Here is a 16971-nt window from a genome sequence, read left to right as displayed (position 1 = left end):
GGACGAAGGAGGGCCCATGACCGGCGCCCGCCTGTATCGGGGGCCGGATTGTCCGAGGGGCCTGAGGGGCGGGCGCCGGGCGGCTAAGGTGGGCGACCGTGCGTCTCGTCATCGCCCGGTGCAGTGTCGACTATGCCGGCAAGCTCACCGCCCACCTGCCCATGGCCCCTCGGCTGATCCTCATCAAGGCCGACGGATCCGTCTCGGTCCACGCCGACGACCGGGCGTACAAGCCGCTCAACTGGATGAACCCGCCCTGCGCCCTCAAGGAGGAAGAGGGCAAGTGGACGGTCACGCACGGCAAGTCCGGTGAGCAGCTCATCCTGACGATCGAGGAGATCCTGCACGACACCAGCCACGAGCTGGGCATCGACCCGGGGCTGCAGAAGGACGGCGTGGAGGCCCACCTGCAGGAGCTGCTCGCCGAGCACATCACGACGCTGGGCGACGGCTGGAAGCTGATCCGCCGGGAGTACCCGACCGCGATCGGCCCGGTCGACATCCTCTGCCGCGACGAGGCGAACGCCACGGTCGCCATCGAGATCAAGCGGCGCGGCGAGATCGACGGCGTCGAGCAGCTGACCCGCTACCTGGAGCTGCTCAACCGCGACCCGCTCCTGGCCCCGGTCCGCGGCGTGTTCGCCGCCCAGGAGATCAAGCCGCAGGCGCGCGTGCTGGCCGCGGACCGCGGCATCGGCTGCGTGACGCTCGACTACGACGCCCTGCGCGGCATCGAGCGCGACGACACGCTGTTCTGAGCCGGCGTCGGTCAGTCTCCGACAAAAAGATCAGCGTGCTGGGTCTCGGCACGATGGGCACCGCGATCGCTCGCGCATGGCACGCCGCCGGATACCAGGTGACCGGCTGGAACCGCACCGCGAGCCGAGCCGCGCCTCTCGCCGCCGAAGGCGCGAAGGTCGCCGCGACGGCTCGTGAGGCGCTGGCCGCGAGCGACCTCGTGGTCGCCTGCCTCCTCGACGGCGCCTCCGTCGGCACGGCCCTCACCGACGCCGACCTGGCCGGAAAGGACCTGGTCAACATCACCACCAGCACCCCGGGTACGGCGCGGGACCGCGCCGAGTGGGCGGCCGGACGCGGCGCCCGCTACCTGGCCGGCGGGATCATGGCCGTCCCCCCGATGATCGGTGCCCCGGAATCCGGCGCCTACGTCTTCTACAGCGGTTCGCCGGAGCTGTTCGCGGACCGTCACGACGCGCTGGCCGTCCCGGCGGCCACCCGGTACGTCAGCGCGGACCCCGGCGCGGCCGCCCTCCACGACGTGGCGCTGCTGAGCGCGATGACCGGCATGTTCGCCGGGGTGTCACACGCCTTCGCGCTCATGCGCGGGACGCGGGTCGCGCCCAAGGAGTTCGCGGCCCTTCTCGTCGAATGGCTCACCGCCATGGCCGGCCACGCGAACGGGGTCGCCGTGCACCTGGAGACCGGCGACTACCCCCTGGGGTCACCTCGAACCTCGCCATGATGGTGCGGGCCAACGAGACGCTGCTTCGCACCGCCGAGGAACGGGGCGTCAGCCCGGAGCTGCTCAGGCCGTTCCTGACGCTGATGGAGCGCCGCCTCGCCGACGGGCACGGTGACGAGGGCACCACGGGCGTGGTCGACCTGCTGCTGCGCTGAGCCGTCCCCCGGATCCCGGCTCCGGTCTAGGCGGTGAGGTCGGCCGCGTGGTCGCGGGCCCACTGGGCGAACGTACGGGCGGGCCGGCCGGTGACCGCCTCGGCGGTCGGCATCGGGGGGTACTCGGAGGCGTCGCCGCGCGGTGCCGCGTCCGGTTCGACCTCCTGGCCTTCGTAGTCGGTGAAGCCGAGCAGGAAGTCGGCGTTCGCCGCGGCGAACCCGCCCATGGCCCGGTAGAGCTCCCGCGCCTCCTCCCGGCCGATCCGGTCGAGACGGACGTCGCGGCCCACGGCGGCGGCGATGGCGGCGACCTGCTCCCGCCGGGTGATCCACTCCGGCCCCAGGACGGTGTACGCCGCGCCGGCGTGGCCGTCGTGGAGCAGCGCGCACACGGCGACGTCGGCGACGTCCCGCTCGTGCACGGGGATCCCGCCCTGCTCGGGGAGCGGGTCGCGCACGACGTTCTCCGCGCGGATCGACTCGCCCCACAGCCAGAGCCGGTTCAGCATGAACTCACCGGCGCGCACGTGGGTCCACTCCAGCCCCGACTCCTCCACGGCCCGCTCCACCGGCAGGTGGAAGCCCGTGTCCAGGCCGGCGGTCACGGCTCCCGAGGACAGCACCACGATCCGCCGTACTCCCGCGCGTTTCGCCCGGTCGACCACGTCCTGGGCGGTCTCGGGGTGCGGGAACAGGTACAGGCGCTCGACACCGGTCAGCGGCCCGGCCAGCGTCGCCGGGTCGGCGAGGTCTCCGTACCGGGCCTCCACGCCCTCGGGGAACCGGGCCTCGTCCGGGCGGCGGGTGATCACTCGCACCCGCTCCCCGGCCTCCACGAGCCGCTCGACCACGATCCGCCCGATGTTCCCGGTGCCGCCGGTGACCAGGATCGTCATGACCCCTCCTCATTCTCGTATGACCTACGGGAATATTAACCGTACGGCATACGAGAAATTAGGATCAAGTCATGACGGTGGAACACAGCGGCGGCGGTGACCCGGAGCGGACGCTGGCGCTGCTGTGGCGCGACCGCGCCGCCGGGCGGACGGACGGCAGGCCGCCCCGCGGACGCCGGCCCAAGCTGACGGTCGACCAGATCGTCCGCGCCGCGCTGGCGGTGGCGGACCGCGAGGGCCTGGCGTCCATGTCGATGGTCCGGGTCGCGGACGAGGCCGGCGCCGGCACGATGTCGCTCTACACGTACGTGCCGGGCAAGGCGGAGCTGATCGACCTGATGGTCGACGCGGTGCTCACCGAGCGCGACCTGCCCGGCCCGGGCGATCAGCGGCCCGAGGGGTGGCTGGAGCAGATCGAGCTGTACGCGGAGCGCACCCGCGCGGCGTACCGCCGTCACCCCTGGCTGCGGGAGATCTCCACGGTGCGGCCTCCGCTCGGCCCCGGCCTGATGGCCCAGCAGGAGTACCTCCTGTCCGCGCTGTCCGGGATCGGCCTGTCACCCCGGCAGATCACGGCGGCGGCCGGAACGATCGTCACCTTCGTCCACGCGGCCGCGGCGGCCGAGGCGGAGTACGAGCAGTTGGAGCGGACGGGCGAGTCGGCGGCCGACTGGTGGGCGGCGCGCGGGTCGTTCTGGGAGGACTATTTCGACGTGACCCGGCATCCGACGATCGCGAGGCTCTGGCGCGAGGGCGGCTTCGACGCGGGCACCAAGGGCGCGAACGCCGAGGCGTACGAGTTCGGCCTCCGGCGGCTGCTGTCCGGCATCCAGGCGGCCGTGGAGCAGGCCCGCGACGAGCCCGCCCGCCCCTGACGGCGGAATACCTGCCGTCAGCTGTCAGGAATCTCCAGCAGGATCGTCACCTATGACAAAGCACGCAGCGGGAACCTTCGTCCTCGACGCCTTCGACGCCGGCGAGCCGTACGACGTCCACCAGGAGACCAAGATCGCCCGGGTGCACGTCGAGAAGACCTTCAGCGGCGATCTCACCGGCACCAGCACGGCCGAACTACTCACGGTGGCCACGGGAGAGACTCCGCGGGCGTACGTGGCGATCGAGCGGTTCGAGGGCACGCTGGACGGGCGCAAGGGAGGATTCGTCCTCCAGCACAACGCCGGCGGCGAGAACGGCGAACCCTGGCTCTCCTGGAAGATCACCGAAGGCACGGGCACCGGCGACCTGGCGGGCATCACGGGCGAGGGCCGAATCGTCATCGGCCCGGACGGCGGCCACTCCTACACCCTCGACTACAAAATCGCCTGAGCCCAGCGGACAACCCGCCCCGCCCGGGACACGCCCCGCCCGGGACACGCCCCGCCCGGGACACGGCCCGCCCGGGACACGGCCCGCCCGGGACACGGCCCGCCCGGGACACGGCCCGCCCGGGACACGCCCCGCCCGCCCTGGGGCTCCAGCCCACTTCCATTGTCCAGTGCTCGGGCTCGCCGTAGGAAGGTGGCGGGGCCACCTGTGGAAAACCTCTGGCGTGCGTACGGCCGGGTAACCTGCGGGGCATGCCGCAGGCTTCCCAGGTCCGTCAACGGATCGTGAACGCCGCCGAGGAGTGCTTCGCGCGGTACGGCGTCGCCAAGACCACGGTCGAGGACATCGCGGCGTCCGCCGGGCTCTCCCGGGCCACCGTCTACCGCAGCTTCGCCGGTGGGCGGGACGAGGTGATCCTGGCCGTCGTCCTGCGTGACCTGCGGCGTTTCCTCGACCGGCTGTCGGAGCGGCTGCGGCATGAGCGGTCGGTGCCGGACGCGATCGTCGAAGGCGTCGTGGACGCCGTCGCGTTCATCCGCGGGGAGCCGCACGTCGCCGCGCTGCTGGCGCCCGACGCGGCCGGGCACACGCAGGCCGCGGTCGTCGGCGGCGCCGAGCGGCTGCTGCACCTGTGCTCCGACTACGTACGGCCGCACTTCGACGCCGCTCAGCGGGCGGGAACCCTCCGGGCGGACATCACCGTTGAAGGAGCGGTGGAGTTCCTTTTCCGCATCATCTCCTCGATGATCGTCATGCCGCGCGAGGATGAGCCGCGCGAGTTCCTCCGCACCTACGTCGTGCCCGCCCTGGCAGAGAGCAGCTGAAGAGTTCACCGATGAGCAACGTCACCGCCCTGCGGTCCTCCGTGCGGCCCAGCCCCATCTTCCTGTTCGTCGTCGGCCTGTTCGCCCTGTCCGGCCTGGCCACCTGGCGGTACGGCACGGACGTGGGGCACGCGGCCCGGTTCCTGCTGTTCGTCTTCGTGGTGTCCGGCTGGATCGTGTCCCTGTGCCTGCACGAGTTCGGGCACGCGTTCTTCGCCTGGCGTTCGGGCGACCGCAGCATGGCCACCAAGGGTTATCTCACGCTCAACCCGCTGAAGTACACGGACATGGCGCTGAGCTTCCTGCTGCCGGTGCTGTTCCTGCTGCTCGGCGGCATCGGCCTGCCCGGCGGCGCGGTCTACATCGACCGGGGGGCGATCCGGGGCCGGCTGCGGCACAGCCTGATCTCGGCGGCCGGCCCGCTCGCCAACCTCGCCTTCGCGATCGTCCTCGGCGTCGTGCTGACACAGCTCGCGACGAGCCTGGACCACGCCCTGTTCTGGAGCGGTCTGGCGTTCCTGGCGTTCTTGCAGGTCACCGCCGCGGTGCTCAATCTCCTGCCGGTGCCGGGCCTGGACGGCTTCGGCATCGTCGAGCCGTACCTGCCGCGCAGCTGGGTGGCCCAGGCGAACCGCGTCGGCGGCTACGCGTTCATCGCCCTGATGGCGCTGCTGTGGATCGGCCCGGTGAACCGCGCGTTCTTCTCGGTCATCTACCACCTGACCGACCTGTTCGGCATCAACTCCGACCTCACCACGGTCGGCCACGCGCTGTTCCAGTTCTGGCAGAAGGTCGGGCTGGGCTGAGGTGTCCGTCGTTCGGTGGACACCGGAATGACCGGTTCGCCGATCGCGTGAGGCGCCGGCCGCCGCGACGCTGGCGGTATGGACGAAACGGCGGTGCGCATCCGCGGTCTGCGCAAACGGTACGGCGACGTCGACGCGGTGGACGGCGTCGACCTGGACATTCCCCGGGGTGAGGTGTTCGCCCTGCTCGGACCGAACGGGGCGGGCAAGAGTACGACGGTCGAGATCCTCGAGGGACACCGGCGGCGGACCGGCGGCGAGGTCGCGGTGCTCGGCGCCGACCCCGGGCGGCCGACGCGGCGCTGGCGGGCCCGCATCGGCATCGTGTCGCAGACCTCGGAGGAGCGGCCCCAGCTCACCGTACGGGAGACGGTGCGGCACTACGCCGGCTACTACCCGGCCCCACGCGATCCCGACGAGGTGATCGAGGCGGTCGGGCTGACCGAGAAGGCCGGCGCGCGCCTGGCGCGGCTGTCCGGCGGACAGCGGCGGCGCGTCGACGTCGCGCTCGGCATCGTCGGCGACCCCGAGCTGCTCTTCCTGGACGAGCCGACGACCGGCTTCGACCCGGACGCGCGCCGGCAGTTCTGGAAGCTGATCGAGAGCCTCGCCGGAGACGGCACGACGATCCTGCTGACGACCCACTACCTGGACGAGGCCGAGGCCCTCGCGGACCGGGTCGGCGTGATCGCGCGCGGACGGCTCGTCGAGGTCGGCACGCCGCGGGAGCTGGGCGGCCGTGCCACCGCGAAGGCGCACGTGAGCTGGACGGGCCCCGAGGGTCCGCGGACGCTCGAGACCCACTCCCCCACCCAGGTCGTGGCCGAGCTGAGCCAGAAGTTCGACGGCGAGGTCCCGGAGCTGACGGTCACCCGGCCCACCCTGGAGGACACCTACCTCACCATGATCGGAGCGGCGCGATGACCGCCCAGGCGATGCCGTCCACCCTGCGGATCGGGCTCTCGCGCGGCGCACTGGAGCTGAGGACCTTCATGCGCGACCGGGAGGCGGCGGCCTTCACCTTCGCGATGCCGATCGTCCTCATGCTCATCTTCGGCACCATCTTCAAGGGCGAGATCAAGGGCACGGGCGTGGACTTCCGGCAGTACTTCGCCGCCGGCATCATCGCGAGCGGGATCGCCTCGACCACGTTCATCAGCCTCGGCGTCGGCATCGCGCAGGAGCGGGACGACGGCACGCTCAAACGCCTGTACGGCATGCCGATGCCGCCGGCCGCGTACTTCATCGGCAAGACGATCACGGCGCTGGTGCTGTCGGTGGCCGAGACGGTGGTCCTCTTCCTGCTCGGCCACGTGATGTTCGGGCTGAACCCGCCGGGCACGCCCGAGCGCTGGTTCACCTTCGTCTGGGTGTTCGTGGCGGGCGTGACCGTCTGCACCCTGCTCGGCATCGCGGTGAGCAGCGTGCCGCGCTCGGGCCGGGGCGCGGCGGCGGTGCTCAACGTGCCGTACCTCGTGCTGCAGTTCATCTCCGGCGTGTACTTCACCTTCACCGAACTGCCGAAGGGCGTGCAGGACGCCGGCGCGGTGTTCCCGCTGAAGTGGATCTGCCAGGGCCTGCGGTCGGCGCTGCTGCCCGACACCCTGCTGCCGGTCGAGCCCGCGCACGCGTGGGAGCACGGCAGAATCGCACTGGTGCTGGCGGCCTGGGCTGTAGCAGGCTTCGCACTGTGCCTGACGACCTTCCGCTGGAAGCGACGCGACGACGGATGAGCGGCGAAGACGCGTGGGAGCTGGGACTCGGGCGGTGGGAGGCGTACTTCGCCCTGGTCCTGGCCTCCACGGTCCTCTATGTGACGACGGAGAACGGCTCGTGGCCGGACGGCCCGATCGCGGTCGCTCTCCTGTTCGCCATGGTCCCGTGGTACCTCTTCCTCGGCCGGCGGCTGCTCGGCGCGGAGCGGGGCGGGATGCTGCCGTACGTGTACGTCGCCGGGCTGGTCGTCCTGTCCTCCGCGGCGTCGTCGGCCGTGCCGGAGAGCGCGCTGATCCTGTTCGCGCTCTGCCCGCAGTGCTACATCATCGGCGAGTGGTGGCGCGCGAGCATCGCGGTGATGCTGCTCAACGCCGCTCCGGCCGTACGGTTCCTGCGGGACGTGCACAGCGGCGGCTCCTTCGCCTCGTTCCTGACCTGGACGGTCGTCAGCATCACCTTCTCGGTGTTCTTCGGCCTCTGGGTGGAGCGCATCATCCGCCAGAGCACCGAACGCCGGGAGCTGATCGAGCAGCTGGAGGCGACCCGTACGGAGCTGGCCGAGGTGAGCCGGGAGGCCGGGGCCATGGCCGAGCGCGAACGCCTCGCCGCCGAGATCCATGACACGCTCGCGCAGGGCTTCACCAGCATCCTGATGCTGGTGCAGGCGGCCGAGCCGCGCATCGACTCCGACCCGGAAGAGGCGAGGCGGCAGCTCGGCCTGGCCGTCCGTACCGCGCGGGAGAACCTCGCCGAGGCCCGTGCCCTCGTGGCCGCGGTACCGCCCGCCGCCCTCGGCGACTCGTCGCTGGACGAGGCCGTACGCCGGCTGTCGGACCGCCTGGGAGAGGAACTGGACGTGGACACCGAGTGCGTCGTCTCCGGCGAGCCGCGCCGGCTGGCCGCCCGGACGGAGGTGGTCCTGCTGCGCGCCGCGCAGGAGGGCCTGGCGAACGTCCGCAAGCACGCCAAGGCCGGCCGCGTGGAGATCACGCTGCACTACGCCGAGACGGCGGTACGCCTGGAGGTCCGCGACGACGGCCGGGGCTTCGACCCGGCGACGGCGAGCGGCTTCGGCCTGCGCGGCATGCGGGACCGCGCCGGGCAGGTCGACGGCACCGTACGGATCGTCAGCCGGCCCGGCGAGGGCACCTCGATCAGCGTGGAGGTACCGGCGTGATCAGGATCCTGCTGGTGGACGACCACCCGGTCGTACGCGAGGGGCTGCGCGGCATGCTCGCGGCAGAGGACGACCTGGAGGTGGTGGCCGAAGCGGGCGGCGCCGCCGAGGCGGTCGCGGCGGTGCGCGCGCACGAGCCCGACGTGGTGCTGATGGACCTGCGCATGCCCGGCGGCGACGGGGTGGAGGCGACCTCGCGGGTGCTCGTCCAGCGTCCGGGGACGCGGGTCGTGGTGCTGACGACGTACGAGACCGACGCGGACATCCTGCGCGCCGTCGAGGCGGGCGCGGCGGGCTACCTGCTCAAGGACGCGTCGCGGACCGAGCTGGCCCAGGCGATCCGCGCGGCGATGCGGGGCGAGACCGTACTGGCGCCGTCGGTCGCGGCCAAGCTGGTGTCCCGGATGCGCTCGCCGGTGGAGCTGTCGCGGCGCGAGATCGAGGTGCTGCGGCTGGTCGCCCGCGGCCGCACCAACGCCGAGATCGGACGGGAACTGCTGATCAGCGAGGCGACGGTCAAGACCCATCTCCTGCGGACGTTCGGCAAGCTGGAGGTGTCCGACCGTACGGCCGCGGTCACCGCCGCGCTCGCACGCGGCATCCTGCCCCCGCCAGGCGGGTGAACGGCGACCGGCACGCCGGCCGCCGAGACGCTAACATCAGCCTTCGGATCGCGGCATTCACGGTTATGCGGACGGCGAGGTCATGACTGGAGAACAGCCCTTTCACGAGCTTTCGTCGGCCGACGTGATCGACACGCTGCCCGTCATCGTCGCCGTGGATGACGACGACGGCCACACGATGGGCCTGTTCTCCGGCGCGGACGGCGCGGCGGCGCTGCGGCAGATCCCGGTCGACGCGCTCAAGGAGAACCTCCGGCGCACCGTCGGCTCCCTGCGGGCCGTCTTCGACGAGCTGGCGGCCGAGGCGGGCGATCTGCCCCTCAAGGAGGCCCAGATCGGGCTGGAGGTCTCGGCCGAGGGCGGCGTCCAGCTCGTCGGCACCGCCAAGGTCGGCGCCAAGGCCGCGATCACTCTGGTCTTCGGCCGCTGAGACCGGCGCGATGGACCGGTTCCGCGCGCTGCTGCTGGGTGTCGCCGAGTACGACGACCAGGGCATCAAAGACCTCCCCTTCGTCACGGACGACCTGGTCAACGTGGCGATGGCGCTGGAGTCCCGCGGATTCTCCACCGACATCCCCGGCGACGGCGGCCGGCTGGGCCAGATCCGGATCAGGACCGAGGTCAGCCGTTTCCTGGCCACCGCCCGCGAGGGCGACACGCTCCTGGTCTACCTGAGCGGTCACGGCGCCCACGGCGACGGCGTCGACTACCTGCTCCCCAGCGACGCCGACCTGCGCTGGCTCCGGCTCGCCGACGTGGCCGTCCCCCTGACCGCGTGGGGATCCGCGATCGACGGCAGTCCCGCGGTCGGCATCGTCTTTCTCGTGGACGCCTGCCGGGAGGGTTTTCACGAGAACACCAAGTCGGTCGCGGCACGCACCGCGTGGGCCCCGGAGAAGATCGCGAGATCGGCCCGGCGGAGCGTCGCCTGGCTGTTCCCCTGCTCACCGGGCGAGGTCGCCCGGTACGTCCCGGACGAGCCGGAGGGCAAGCCGTTCAGCCTGTTCGCGCGCGCCGTCGAACGCACGGTCGCCGAAGGATCGACGTCCACCACCCTGGCGCGGTTCGCCGACGCGCTCGCCGACCACATGACCGCGCTCACCACCGAGCACCGCCTCCCGCCCCAGCGGATCCGGCTGGCCGGCGAGGCGGACCACGACGCGTTCGTACTGCTCCCCGGCCTGCCCTCCGCCGACCACGAGGCCGACGACTGGGTCGCGGCGGCGACCGCGCACGTCGCGTGGCAGAAGGCCGACGGCGCGCACGGGTACGAGTCGCTCCGCGACGACGTCATCGCGCTGGTGCGCACGCTGGCGGCCGAACGCCGGACGGCCGGGGCGCGGCTGACGGCCGACCCGTGGGACGACACGCGGTTCGCCCTGCGGATGACCGAGCGGATGAACTTCATCCTGGGCTCGCTGCTGACGGACCTGCGCCTGTCGGCGGCGGAGGCGGCCCTGCTCGTCGCCCTGCCGTTCGTCCATGACGCCCACTGGGCGCGGGTGGCGGCCGGCGCGAGCGCGGTGCGGCCCGCGGACCTGACGGACGGCGCCGCGCCGGTCCCGGAGCGGGAGGCGTTCGAGGCCTACGCGCGGAAGCATCCCCGCCTCCTGCGCCGCGCGGCCGGTGCCGCCCAGACCGGCGATCGGGAGGTGGCGGGCCAGATCGGCTGGTGGTTCCTGCACCGCTGGATCACCGGACGGGCCGACGCGCTCACGCCTCGGGCGGTCGGCGCGTCGCTCCCCGGAGGCGCGGCGGGCGGCCCCCTCGCCAAGGAGGTGCTGTCCGCCGACCGGCTCAGCGAGATGATCCGGATGCTGTACGCCGATCCGGGCTTCATCGCCCGCACGGACCGGCCGCAGGGGCTGTCCTCGACCCTCGTCATCGCCCCGGGCCGCATCGGCGAACAGCGGCTCCGCGAACGCATGGTGAGCTACCTGCTGGTCGTCGCGCACCGCCTGGCGATCGAGGTCACGCGCCTGCCCGCCGTGGTCATCGAGCACGCCGGAATCGCCCACCCGGTCGTACCCGCGGCCGTGAAGCAGGCGCTGGAGGAGGCGCGCTGGGAGCCCAGGGGCGCCGGGCGGGCGCTGCGGGCGGCCTGCCCGCATCCCGCGGTCGAGGTCGCGCTCAGAGAGCACGTCACCGCGCTGGAGCGGCTCCTCACCGACATCAAGAACTCCGACGACCCGTCCCTCCGAACCCTCGAAGGCCTGCCCGGCCACGTCGACGCCGCGCAGGTACGGGCGGCCGAGGTCGACGGGACGGCCGCCTACACCTCGGCCGGCATCCGGTTCCAGCTCGACGAGGAACGCGTGCAGGAACTCCTCATGGGCGAGCAGCTGTACGGCGACGTGAACCTGGCCATCCGGGAGATCTACCAGAACGCCCTCGACGCCTGCCGCTACCGGCAGGCGCGCACCGAGTACCTGGGGCGCACCGGAACGGACCTGCCCGAGTGGACGCCGCGCATCCGGTTCACCCAGGGCATCGACGACCAGGGCCGCCCGTACATCGACTGCGAGGACAACGGCATCGGCATGGAGGTCCGCGAACTCCGCGACGTCTTCGCGCAGGCGGGCGGCAGGTTCGCCGAGCTTCCGGAGTTCATCGAGGAGCAGGCGGAGTGGGAGGCGCTGGAGGATCCGGTGCGGCTCTACCCGAACAGCCAGTTCGGGATCGGGGTGCTGAGCTACTTCATGCTCGCCGACGAGATCACGGTGACCACCTGCCGCCTCGGCCGGGACGGCACCCCGGGCCGCCGCCTGCGGGTCTCCATCGCCGGACCGGGCACTCTCTTCCACATCCAGTCCCACGGCCCGGGCACGGACGCCGGCACCGTCGTACGGCTCCACCTCCGCACCACCGGCGACCAGAGCCCCGTGTCATGCACCGTGATCCTGAGCCAGGTGCTCCGCTACTCGGAGTTCCGGACGGACGCGGCGGATGGAGCGTTCGTCGAGCGGTGGGAACCCCGCCGGCTGCGGGACTCACGTGACGACGCGCTCCATCCCGTGGAGGGCACGTCCGTGTGGTGGTGCGACGGCCAGGGCGCCGTGCTGGCCGACGGGCTGAACACGCTCGAGGACTGCTTCGGTGTCATCGTCAACCTGACCGGCGAGAACACTCCGCAGCTCTCGGTCGACCGCACGCGGCTCCTCGAATCCGCGCGGAACCGGAAGATCCTCACCCGCGTGTTGTCAGGCGCGGTCCACGTCTTCGCGGAGCCCGACCGCGCCTTCCCCACCTTCGACTGGCTCTGCGAGTTCGCGGAAGAGCAGCCGGTCGTCGCCGACCTGGCCTTTCACACGATCGTCGAGTCCGGGCGCGCGCTCACCCCGTGCGGCTGGGACCTGGACACCACCGCACTCGGGTTGTTCGCTCCCGATCGGCACCTCATGCGGCCGCACCGCTCCTATCGCAGGCCGGAGTACGCCCTTCGCAGCCAGGCCCGACGCCGCGAGACGCGGGGCGCGGAGCCCCTGCCGGACCACCTGGTCGCGTGGCGGGTGGCGGCCATCGAGTCGGCGCGTGGCACCCGACCCTCCGCGCCGGGCGTACGGGCGCGCCCCTCGGACGCGAACATCCTGGACACCGAGCCGCGACAGGGCTACCTCGCGCATGGGCGGGAACACTGCTGGCTGCCCGTCGACGCCCCCGTTCCCACCCATCACATCGTCACGGCGGCGGCGCACACCGGGTACTCCATCGGCGAGGTGGCACGTCGTCTCGGCGAACTGGGATACGACGTCCCCGCCATCGCCGACTCCATGGGAGACGCCGAGCCGGCCGATCTCATCCTGCTCAGCCGCGACCTCGACGGCGTCTGGCCATGGCTACGCACCCACGACGGCGACGCGACCCCGATTCCCGTCGACATCGGACACATCATCGCCGCCGCCGCACAACTGGGCCGGCCGATCAGCCAGGTCACCGACCGGCTGGAGGCCTTCGGATTCACCATGCCGGCCGAGCCGCCGGGCACCGACAACGCCGAACCGGCGGACCGCATCCTGCTCAGCAGGCATCTGGAGGGCGGGGCTCCCTGGCTGAGGCGGTACGACGAAGCGGGCCGGCCGATCCAGGTACCCGCGGGTCACGTCATCGCCGCCGCGGCACAGCTGAACCGCGACGTCGGCCGCGTCGCCGCGCGTCTGGCGGAGTTCGGCTTCACCGTCCCCGACGACCTGGTGGACGGCGGACCGGTCCCACCGGAGGATCGCCGGTTGATCAGCCAGAGCCTGGACGGGCGCCCCCCGATGCGGTCCGGGACGGCGATCGTCCCGATCGGGCACGTGATCCTCGCCTCGCAACGGCTCGGGCTGAGCGTCGGCGAGGTGGCCCGGCGCCTGACCGGACTCGGATTCGACGTCCCGGAGTCGCTCGACCAGGCGAGCGTGCCCGACCTCGCGATCGTCAGCGTGAACTGTGACGGCGAGGCGCCCTGGCTGTCCATGGAGCACCGGGTCCTCTCCTGGCAGGTGATCGAAGCGGCCAGGAGTACCGAACGTCCGGTGGGCGAGGTCGCGGGACGTCTCGCGGAGCTGGGAGTCCACGTCGCCGCCGGGCTGCCGGACGCCGGAGAAACCCAGCCGGGAGACCACCTCATCGTCACCCGGAATCTGACGGGAGACGGCCCGGTTCTGCGCCAGTGGGACGACGACGGTGTCCCCATTCCCGTCTCCGCTGGCCATGCCGTCGCCGCGGCCGAGCGGCTGGAATGTTCCATCGGAGCGGCCGCGCGCCGGCTCGCCCAGCTCGGGTACCTGGTGCCGCCGCACCTGCTCGACCTCGGCGCGCTGCGACCCGGTGACCGCGTGCTCATCAGCCGGGACCTGACCGGTGAATGGCCCTGGCTCCCCGACGAGGTCGTCCCGGTGGGCCATCTGGTCACGGCCGCTGAGCGGTCGCGCCGGACGACGGCGGAGGTGGCCTTCCGTCTCGAGGAGCTCGGCTTCGCGCTTCCGCCTCTTCCGGGGAGACGGGTCGACACGAACGACCTCATCCTGATCAGCCGCGAACTCGCCGTTCTGCCGTCGCCCGACGCGCTCCACTCACGCCGTAACAGCGACTGCGGCTGGTGGCTGCGCCAGGAGGCGTCGGTACCGCTCTGGAACCTGGTCGCCGGCGCCGCCCAGACGAACCTCCCCATCCCGGATATCCGGGATCGTCTGCGGTCGCTCGGCTTCGATGTTCCGGAGACGCCCTTCCCCGAGGACGTGTGGTCCTTTCCCGGCGGCTAGCTCTGGTGGCCGTACTCGGGGTAGCCGTAGCCGACGACGTTGTCGGTGCTCCGGGTGCGGATCTTCACGGCGTCGTCCGTGTTGCCCTCGACGGTGCGGATGGTGCCGTCGTGGTTGTCCTTGATGACCATGCCGACGTGGTCGATGTCGCCGATCGACCTGCTCCCGCTCCAGGAGAAGAACACGACCGCGCCGGGCTTGGGGACGGTCCCCCAGCGGCCCTGGTCCTGGAACCACCGGGCGTGCGACGGGGTGAACGCGTCGCCGCCCATCCCCTTGACGCCGGCCTGGACTCCCACCCAGGACACGAACATGTCGCACCAGCTGGCGTTCGCGTAGTCGCCGACCGACCCGCCGTCCCGCTCCACGCCGGCGCGGGCGTACGGCGAGGACATGAACCACTCGTTGAACTTGCTGCCGCCGGCGGCGTTCTCCGTGGTGCCGACCTGGGAGACGGCGACCTTCAGCGCGTCGGCGGCGGTGGGGAGGGGGCGCTGGATCCCGACGACCGCCGCGATCACGATGGTCACGGCCGCGACGAACGCCATGACGCCGGCGACGACGACGGCGAGGCGCCCGCGCAGCGGCATGGCGAGACGCCCGCGGAACGGGTCGGCGAGACGCTCGCGGAGGGGGATCGCTGCGTATCGGGGGGAAAGGGACACGAGGGCACTCCTTGGCTTCCCGCCGCATCCGGGATCAGGGGACGGAGAGAAGACGATCTACGGCACGAGGGATGTGCTCAACCGAGGACTTGCGGGTGACTCGGGGGTGAACCGCAAGATTTATCGCAACGTAGCAAGACAAAAGCCCTGGTCAGCGACCCTGGGATGTGATACGGGCCACATTCTCGCTTCTCGCCGTCACGGTGGGGAAACGCGTGATGCCTGGGGCGTACGTTGCTCCGGCCGGGGCCCGGAACAGCCAGGCCAGGCCGGATCGGTTGCGGTAATTTTACGAACAACAGAATCTCCTTCTAGTGGGTGGTGGCGATGACAGCGACCATGGATGCCGAGACCACGGAGAGCTTCCAGTCCCTCAGCCCGGCGACCGGCGAGATCGTCGGCGAGCATCCGGTCCACGGGAAGGAGGCGGTCGACGCCGCGATCGAACGCGCTCGCGACGCGGCCGTGTGGTGGGCCGGCCTGGGATGGAAGGAACGCCGGATCCGCCTGCTGAACGTCAAGGGCGCGCTCACGCGGTCGCTCAACCGGGTCGCCACCCTCATCCACCGGGAGACCGGCAAGCCGATCGAGGACGCGCAGCTCGAGGTGGTGCTGGCCATCACCCACCTCGACTGGGCCGCGCGGAAGGCGGAGAAGGTCCTCGGGCCGCGCCGGCTGTTCCCCGGCCTGTTGTCGATCAACCAGAAGGCCGTCCTGGAGTACCAGCCGCTCGGCGTCGTCGGCGTCATCGGACCGTGGAACTATCCGCTGTTCACGCCGATGGGCTCGATCGGGTACGCCCTGGCGGCGGGCAACGCCGTGGTGTTCAAGCCGTCGGAGTACACCCCCGGTGTCGCGACGCTGCTCGCCGAGATCGTCGCGAGCGTCGTGCCCGAGCAGCCGGTCCTGCAGGTCGTGACCGGCTTCGGCGAGACCGGCGCGGCGCTGGCCGGCGGCGCCGTGGACAAGATCGCCTTCACCGGCTCGACGCCGACCGCTCGCAAGGTGATGGCCGCCTGCGCCGAGCGCCTCACCCCGATCGTGGCCGAGTGCGGGGGCAAGGACGCCTTCATCGTCGACGCCGACGCGGACGTCGACGGCGCCGCGGACGCCGCGCTGTGGGGCGCGATGTCGAACGCCGGCCAGACGTGCGTGGGAGTCGAACGCGTCTACGTGGTGGACAGCGTGTACGAGACGTTCGTCGACAGGCTGACCGAGCAGGCGCGGGCCCTGCGCCCCGGCGAGGACCGCGGCGCGTCGTACGGACCGATCACCATGCCGGGCCAGCTCGGCATCATCAAGCGCCACATCGACGACGCGGTCGCCCAGGGCGGCAAGGCCGTCGTCGGCGGCCCCTCGTCGGTGAAGGAGCCGTACGTCGAGCCGGTGATCCTCCTCGACGTGCCGGACGACTCGTCGGCGGTGTGCGAGGAGACGTTCGGGCCGACCATCACCGTGCACCGGGTCAAGAGCGTGGACGAGGCCGTCGCCCGCGCCAACGCGACCCCGTACGGCCTGGCGGGCACGATCTTCTCGGGCAGCAGGTCGGCCGCGATGAACGCCGCACGGCGCCTGCGCAGCGGCATGACCTCCATCAACGGGGTGATCGCCTTCGCGGCCATCCCCGCGCTGCCGTTCGGCGGAGTCGGCGACTCGGGCTTCGGCCGCATCCACGGCGCGGACGGCCTCCGCGAGTTCGCCCGCGCGAAGTCGATCACGCGGCAGCGGTTCTCGTCGATGAACCTGACCTCGTTCCAGCGCAGCGACAAGGACATGGCCAGGGCGCTGCAGCTGGTCAACCTGCTGCACGGGAAACGCTACAAGTGACGCCCTGGCCGCCGTGCCTTCGGACGCGGCGGCCCCGGCACTTTTGTCCCATGTCTTGGTCTAAGGCCCCACCTGAGGCCCCGGGATAGTGCATAGTCCCCATGTGGGAGTGGCCGCCTTAGCCCGACGCTTGCAGGGCGGGCACCGGACGAGGTCTGCGCACCGCCGTCGAATCCCGCTCTGGTTGGGACGCCCTCCGGCCGGACGGGGTTCGTCGCCGGTGCGCAGCT

At 71.8% G+C, this 16971-nt stretch carries 14 protein-coding genes and 1 pseudogene; 13 read left to right on the top strand and 2 right to left on the bottom strand.

All coding sequences use genetic code 11. From position 1 onward, the window contains the following. The first annotated feature begins 98 nt into the window (after positions 1-98). Together nucS and QSK37_RS27375 are read left to right on the top strand one after the other, a co-directional pair. A complete protein-coding gene (gene nucS, locus QSK37_RS27380) occupies positions 99-758 on the top strand; it encodes an endonuclease NucS (protein WP_285579715.1) in 660 nt (219 codons plus the stop codon). A 53-nt stretch (positions 759-811) separates the two neighbouring features. After that, positions 812-1638: pseudogene (locus tag QSK37_RS27375) on the top strand (NAD(P)-dependent oxidoreductase). Positions 1639-1664: 26 nt separating this feature from the next. On the opposite strand, the gene QSK37_RS27370 reads toward QSK37_RS27375, so the two are convergent. Then, positions 1665-2534, bottom strand: a complete 870-nt coding sequence (locus tag QSK37_RS27370) for an NAD(P)H-binding protein (protein ID WP_285626484.1) — start codon at positions 2532-2534, stop codon at positions 1665-1667. Positions 2535-2605: 71 nt separating this feature from the next. On the opposite strand from QSK37_RS27370, the gene QSK37_RS27365 reads away from it, so the two are divergent. From QSK37_RS27365 to QSK37_RS27320, 10 genes are all read left to right on the top strand, one after another. Beyond that, positions 2606-3409, top strand: a complete 804-nt coding sequence (locus QSK37_RS27365; protein WP_285626481.1) for a TetR/AcrR family transcriptional regulator — start codon at positions 2606-2608, stop codon at positions 3407-3409. A gap of 52 nt (positions 3410-3461) precedes the next feature. Continuing rightward, positions 3462-3860: a DUF3224 domain-containing protein gene (locus tag QSK37_RS27360; protein WP_285626479.1), complete on the top strand. Its 399-nt coding sequence runs from the start codon at positions 3462-3464 to the stop codon at positions 3858-3860. A 251-nt stretch (positions 3861-4111) separates the two neighbouring features. Further along, positions 4112-4684: a TetR/AcrR family transcriptional regulator gene (locus QSK37_RS27355; protein ID WP_285579705.1), complete on the top strand. Its 573-nt coding sequence runs from the start codon at positions 4112-4114 to the stop codon at positions 4682-4684. 11 nt (positions 4685-4695) lie between these two features. Next, positions 4696-5490, top strand: coding sequence for a site-2 protease family protein (locus QSK37_RS27350; protein ID WP_285579703.1), 795 nt, complete (start codon positions 4696-4698; stop codon positions 5488-5490). Between the two features lie 78 nt (positions 5491-5568). Continuing rightward, positions 5569-6414: an ABC transporter ATP-binding protein gene (locus QSK37_RS27345; RefSeq protein WP_285626477.1), complete on the top strand. Its 846-nt coding sequence runs from the start codon at positions 5569-5571 to the stop codon at positions 6412-6414. After that, positions 6411-7223, top strand: a complete 813-nt coding sequence (locus tag QSK37_RS27340; RefSeq protein ID WP_285579699.1) for an ABC transporter permease — start codon at positions 6411-6413, stop codon at positions 7221-7223. The genes QSK37_RS27345 and QSK37_RS27340 overlap by 4 nt, the downstream gene beginning before the upstream one ends. Next, positions 7220-8383: a sensor histidine kinase gene (locus QSK37_RS27335; protein WP_285626474.1), complete on the top strand. Its 1164-nt coding sequence runs from the start codon at positions 7220-7222 to the stop codon at positions 8381-8383. The genes QSK37_RS27340 and QSK37_RS27335 overlap by 4 nt, the downstream gene beginning before the upstream one ends. Then, the gene (locus QSK37_RS27330; RefSeq protein ID WP_285579697.1) at positions 8380-9006 is read left to right on the top strand and encodes a response regulator; all 627 of its coding nucleotides are present in this window, start codon (positions 8380-8382) and stop codon (positions 9004-9006) included. The genes QSK37_RS27335 and QSK37_RS27330 overlap by 4 nt, the downstream gene beginning before the upstream one ends. Positions 9007-9088: 82 nt before the next feature. Beyond that, entirely contained in the window at positions 9089-9436 is a 348-nt protein-coding gene (locus QSK37_RS27325; protein WP_285579696.1) for a Pepco domain-containing protein, read from the top strand. A gap of 10 nt (positions 9437-9446) precedes the next feature. Continuing rightward, positions 9447-14249, top strand: coding sequence for a wHTH domain-containing protein (locus tag QSK37_RS27320; protein WP_285626471.1), 4803 nt, complete (start codon positions 9447-9449; stop codon positions 14247-14249). On the opposite strand, the gene QSK37_RS27315 is transcribed toward QSK37_RS27320, so the two are convergent. Then, positions 14246-14914 (bottom strand): CHAP domain-containing protein, encoded by a 669-nt coding sequence (locus QSK37_RS27315; protein ID WP_285626468.1) that lies wholly within the window; start codon positions 14912-14914, stop codon positions 14246-14248. The genes QSK37_RS27320 and QSK37_RS27315 overlap by 4 nt on opposite strands. Positions 14915-15241: 327 nt before the next feature. Between QSK37_RS27315 and QSK37_RS27310 the strand changes: the two genes are divergently transcribed. Then, a complete protein-coding gene (locus tag QSK37_RS27310; protein ID WP_285626466.1) occupies positions 15242-16741 on the top strand; it encodes an aldehyde dehydrogenase family protein in 1500 nt (499 codons plus the stop codon). Positions 16742-16971 lie beyond the last annotated feature (230 nt).

The sequence above is a fragment of the Actinoallomurus iriomotensis genome (assembly GCF_030269445.1).
Taxonomy (GTDB): domain Bacteria; phylum Actinomycetota; class Actinomycetes; order Streptosporangiales; family Streptosporangiaceae; genus Actinoallomurus; species Actinoallomurus iriomotensis.
This window is presented reverse-complemented; position numbering and strand designations above follow the sequence as displayed.

What these genes read in the sequence shown, in the direction of transcription:
- QSK37_RS27340 (WP_285579699.1), top strand. Translation starts at nt 6,411, where the DNA reads ATGACCGCCCAGGCGATGCCGTCCACCCTGCGGATCGGGCTCTCGCGC.
- QSK37_RS27355 (WP_285579705.1), top strand. Translation starts at nt 4,112, where the DNA reads ATGCCGCAGGCTTCCCAGGTCCGTCAACGGATCGTGAACGCCGCCGAG.
- QSK37_RS27310 (WP_285626466.1), top strand. Translation starts at nt 15,242, where the DNA reads ATGACAGCGACCATGGATGCCGAGACCACGGAGAGCTTCCAGTCCCTC.
- QSK37_RS27360 (WP_285626479.1), top strand. Translation starts at nt 3,462, where the DNA reads ATGACAAAGCACGCAGCGGGAACCTTCGTCCTCGACGCCTTCGACGCC.
- QSK37_RS27335 (WP_285626474.1), top strand. Translation starts at nt 7,220, where the DNA reads ATGAGCGGCGAAGACGCGTGGGAGCTGGGACTCGGGCGGTGGGAGGCG.
- QSK37_RS27325 (WP_285579696.1), top strand. Translation starts at nt 9,089, where the DNA reads ATGACTGGAGAACAGCCCTTTCACGAGCTTTCGTCGGCCGACGTGATC.
- QSK37_RS27320 (WP_285626471.1), top strand. Translation starts at nt 9,447, where the DNA reads ATGGACCGGTTCCGCGCGCTGCTGCTGGGTGTCGCCGAGTACGACGAC.
- QSK37_RS27365 (WP_285626481.1), top strand. Translation starts at nt 2,606, where the DNA reads ATGACGGTGGAACACAGCGGCGGCGGTGACCCGGAGCGGACGCTGGCG.
- QSK37_RS27345 (WP_285626477.1), top strand. Translation starts at nt 5,569, where the DNA reads ATGGACGAAACGGCGGTGCGCATCCGCGGTCTGCGCAAACGGTACGGC.
- QSK37_RS27350 (WP_285579703.1), top strand. Translation starts at nt 4,696, where the DNA reads ATGAGCAACGTCACCGCCCTGCGGTCCTCCGTGCGGCCCAGCCCCATC.
- QSK37_RS27370 (WP_285626484.1), bottom strand. Translation starts at nt 2,534, where the DNA reads ATGACGATCCTGGTCACCGGCGGCACCGGGAACATCGGGCGGATCGTG.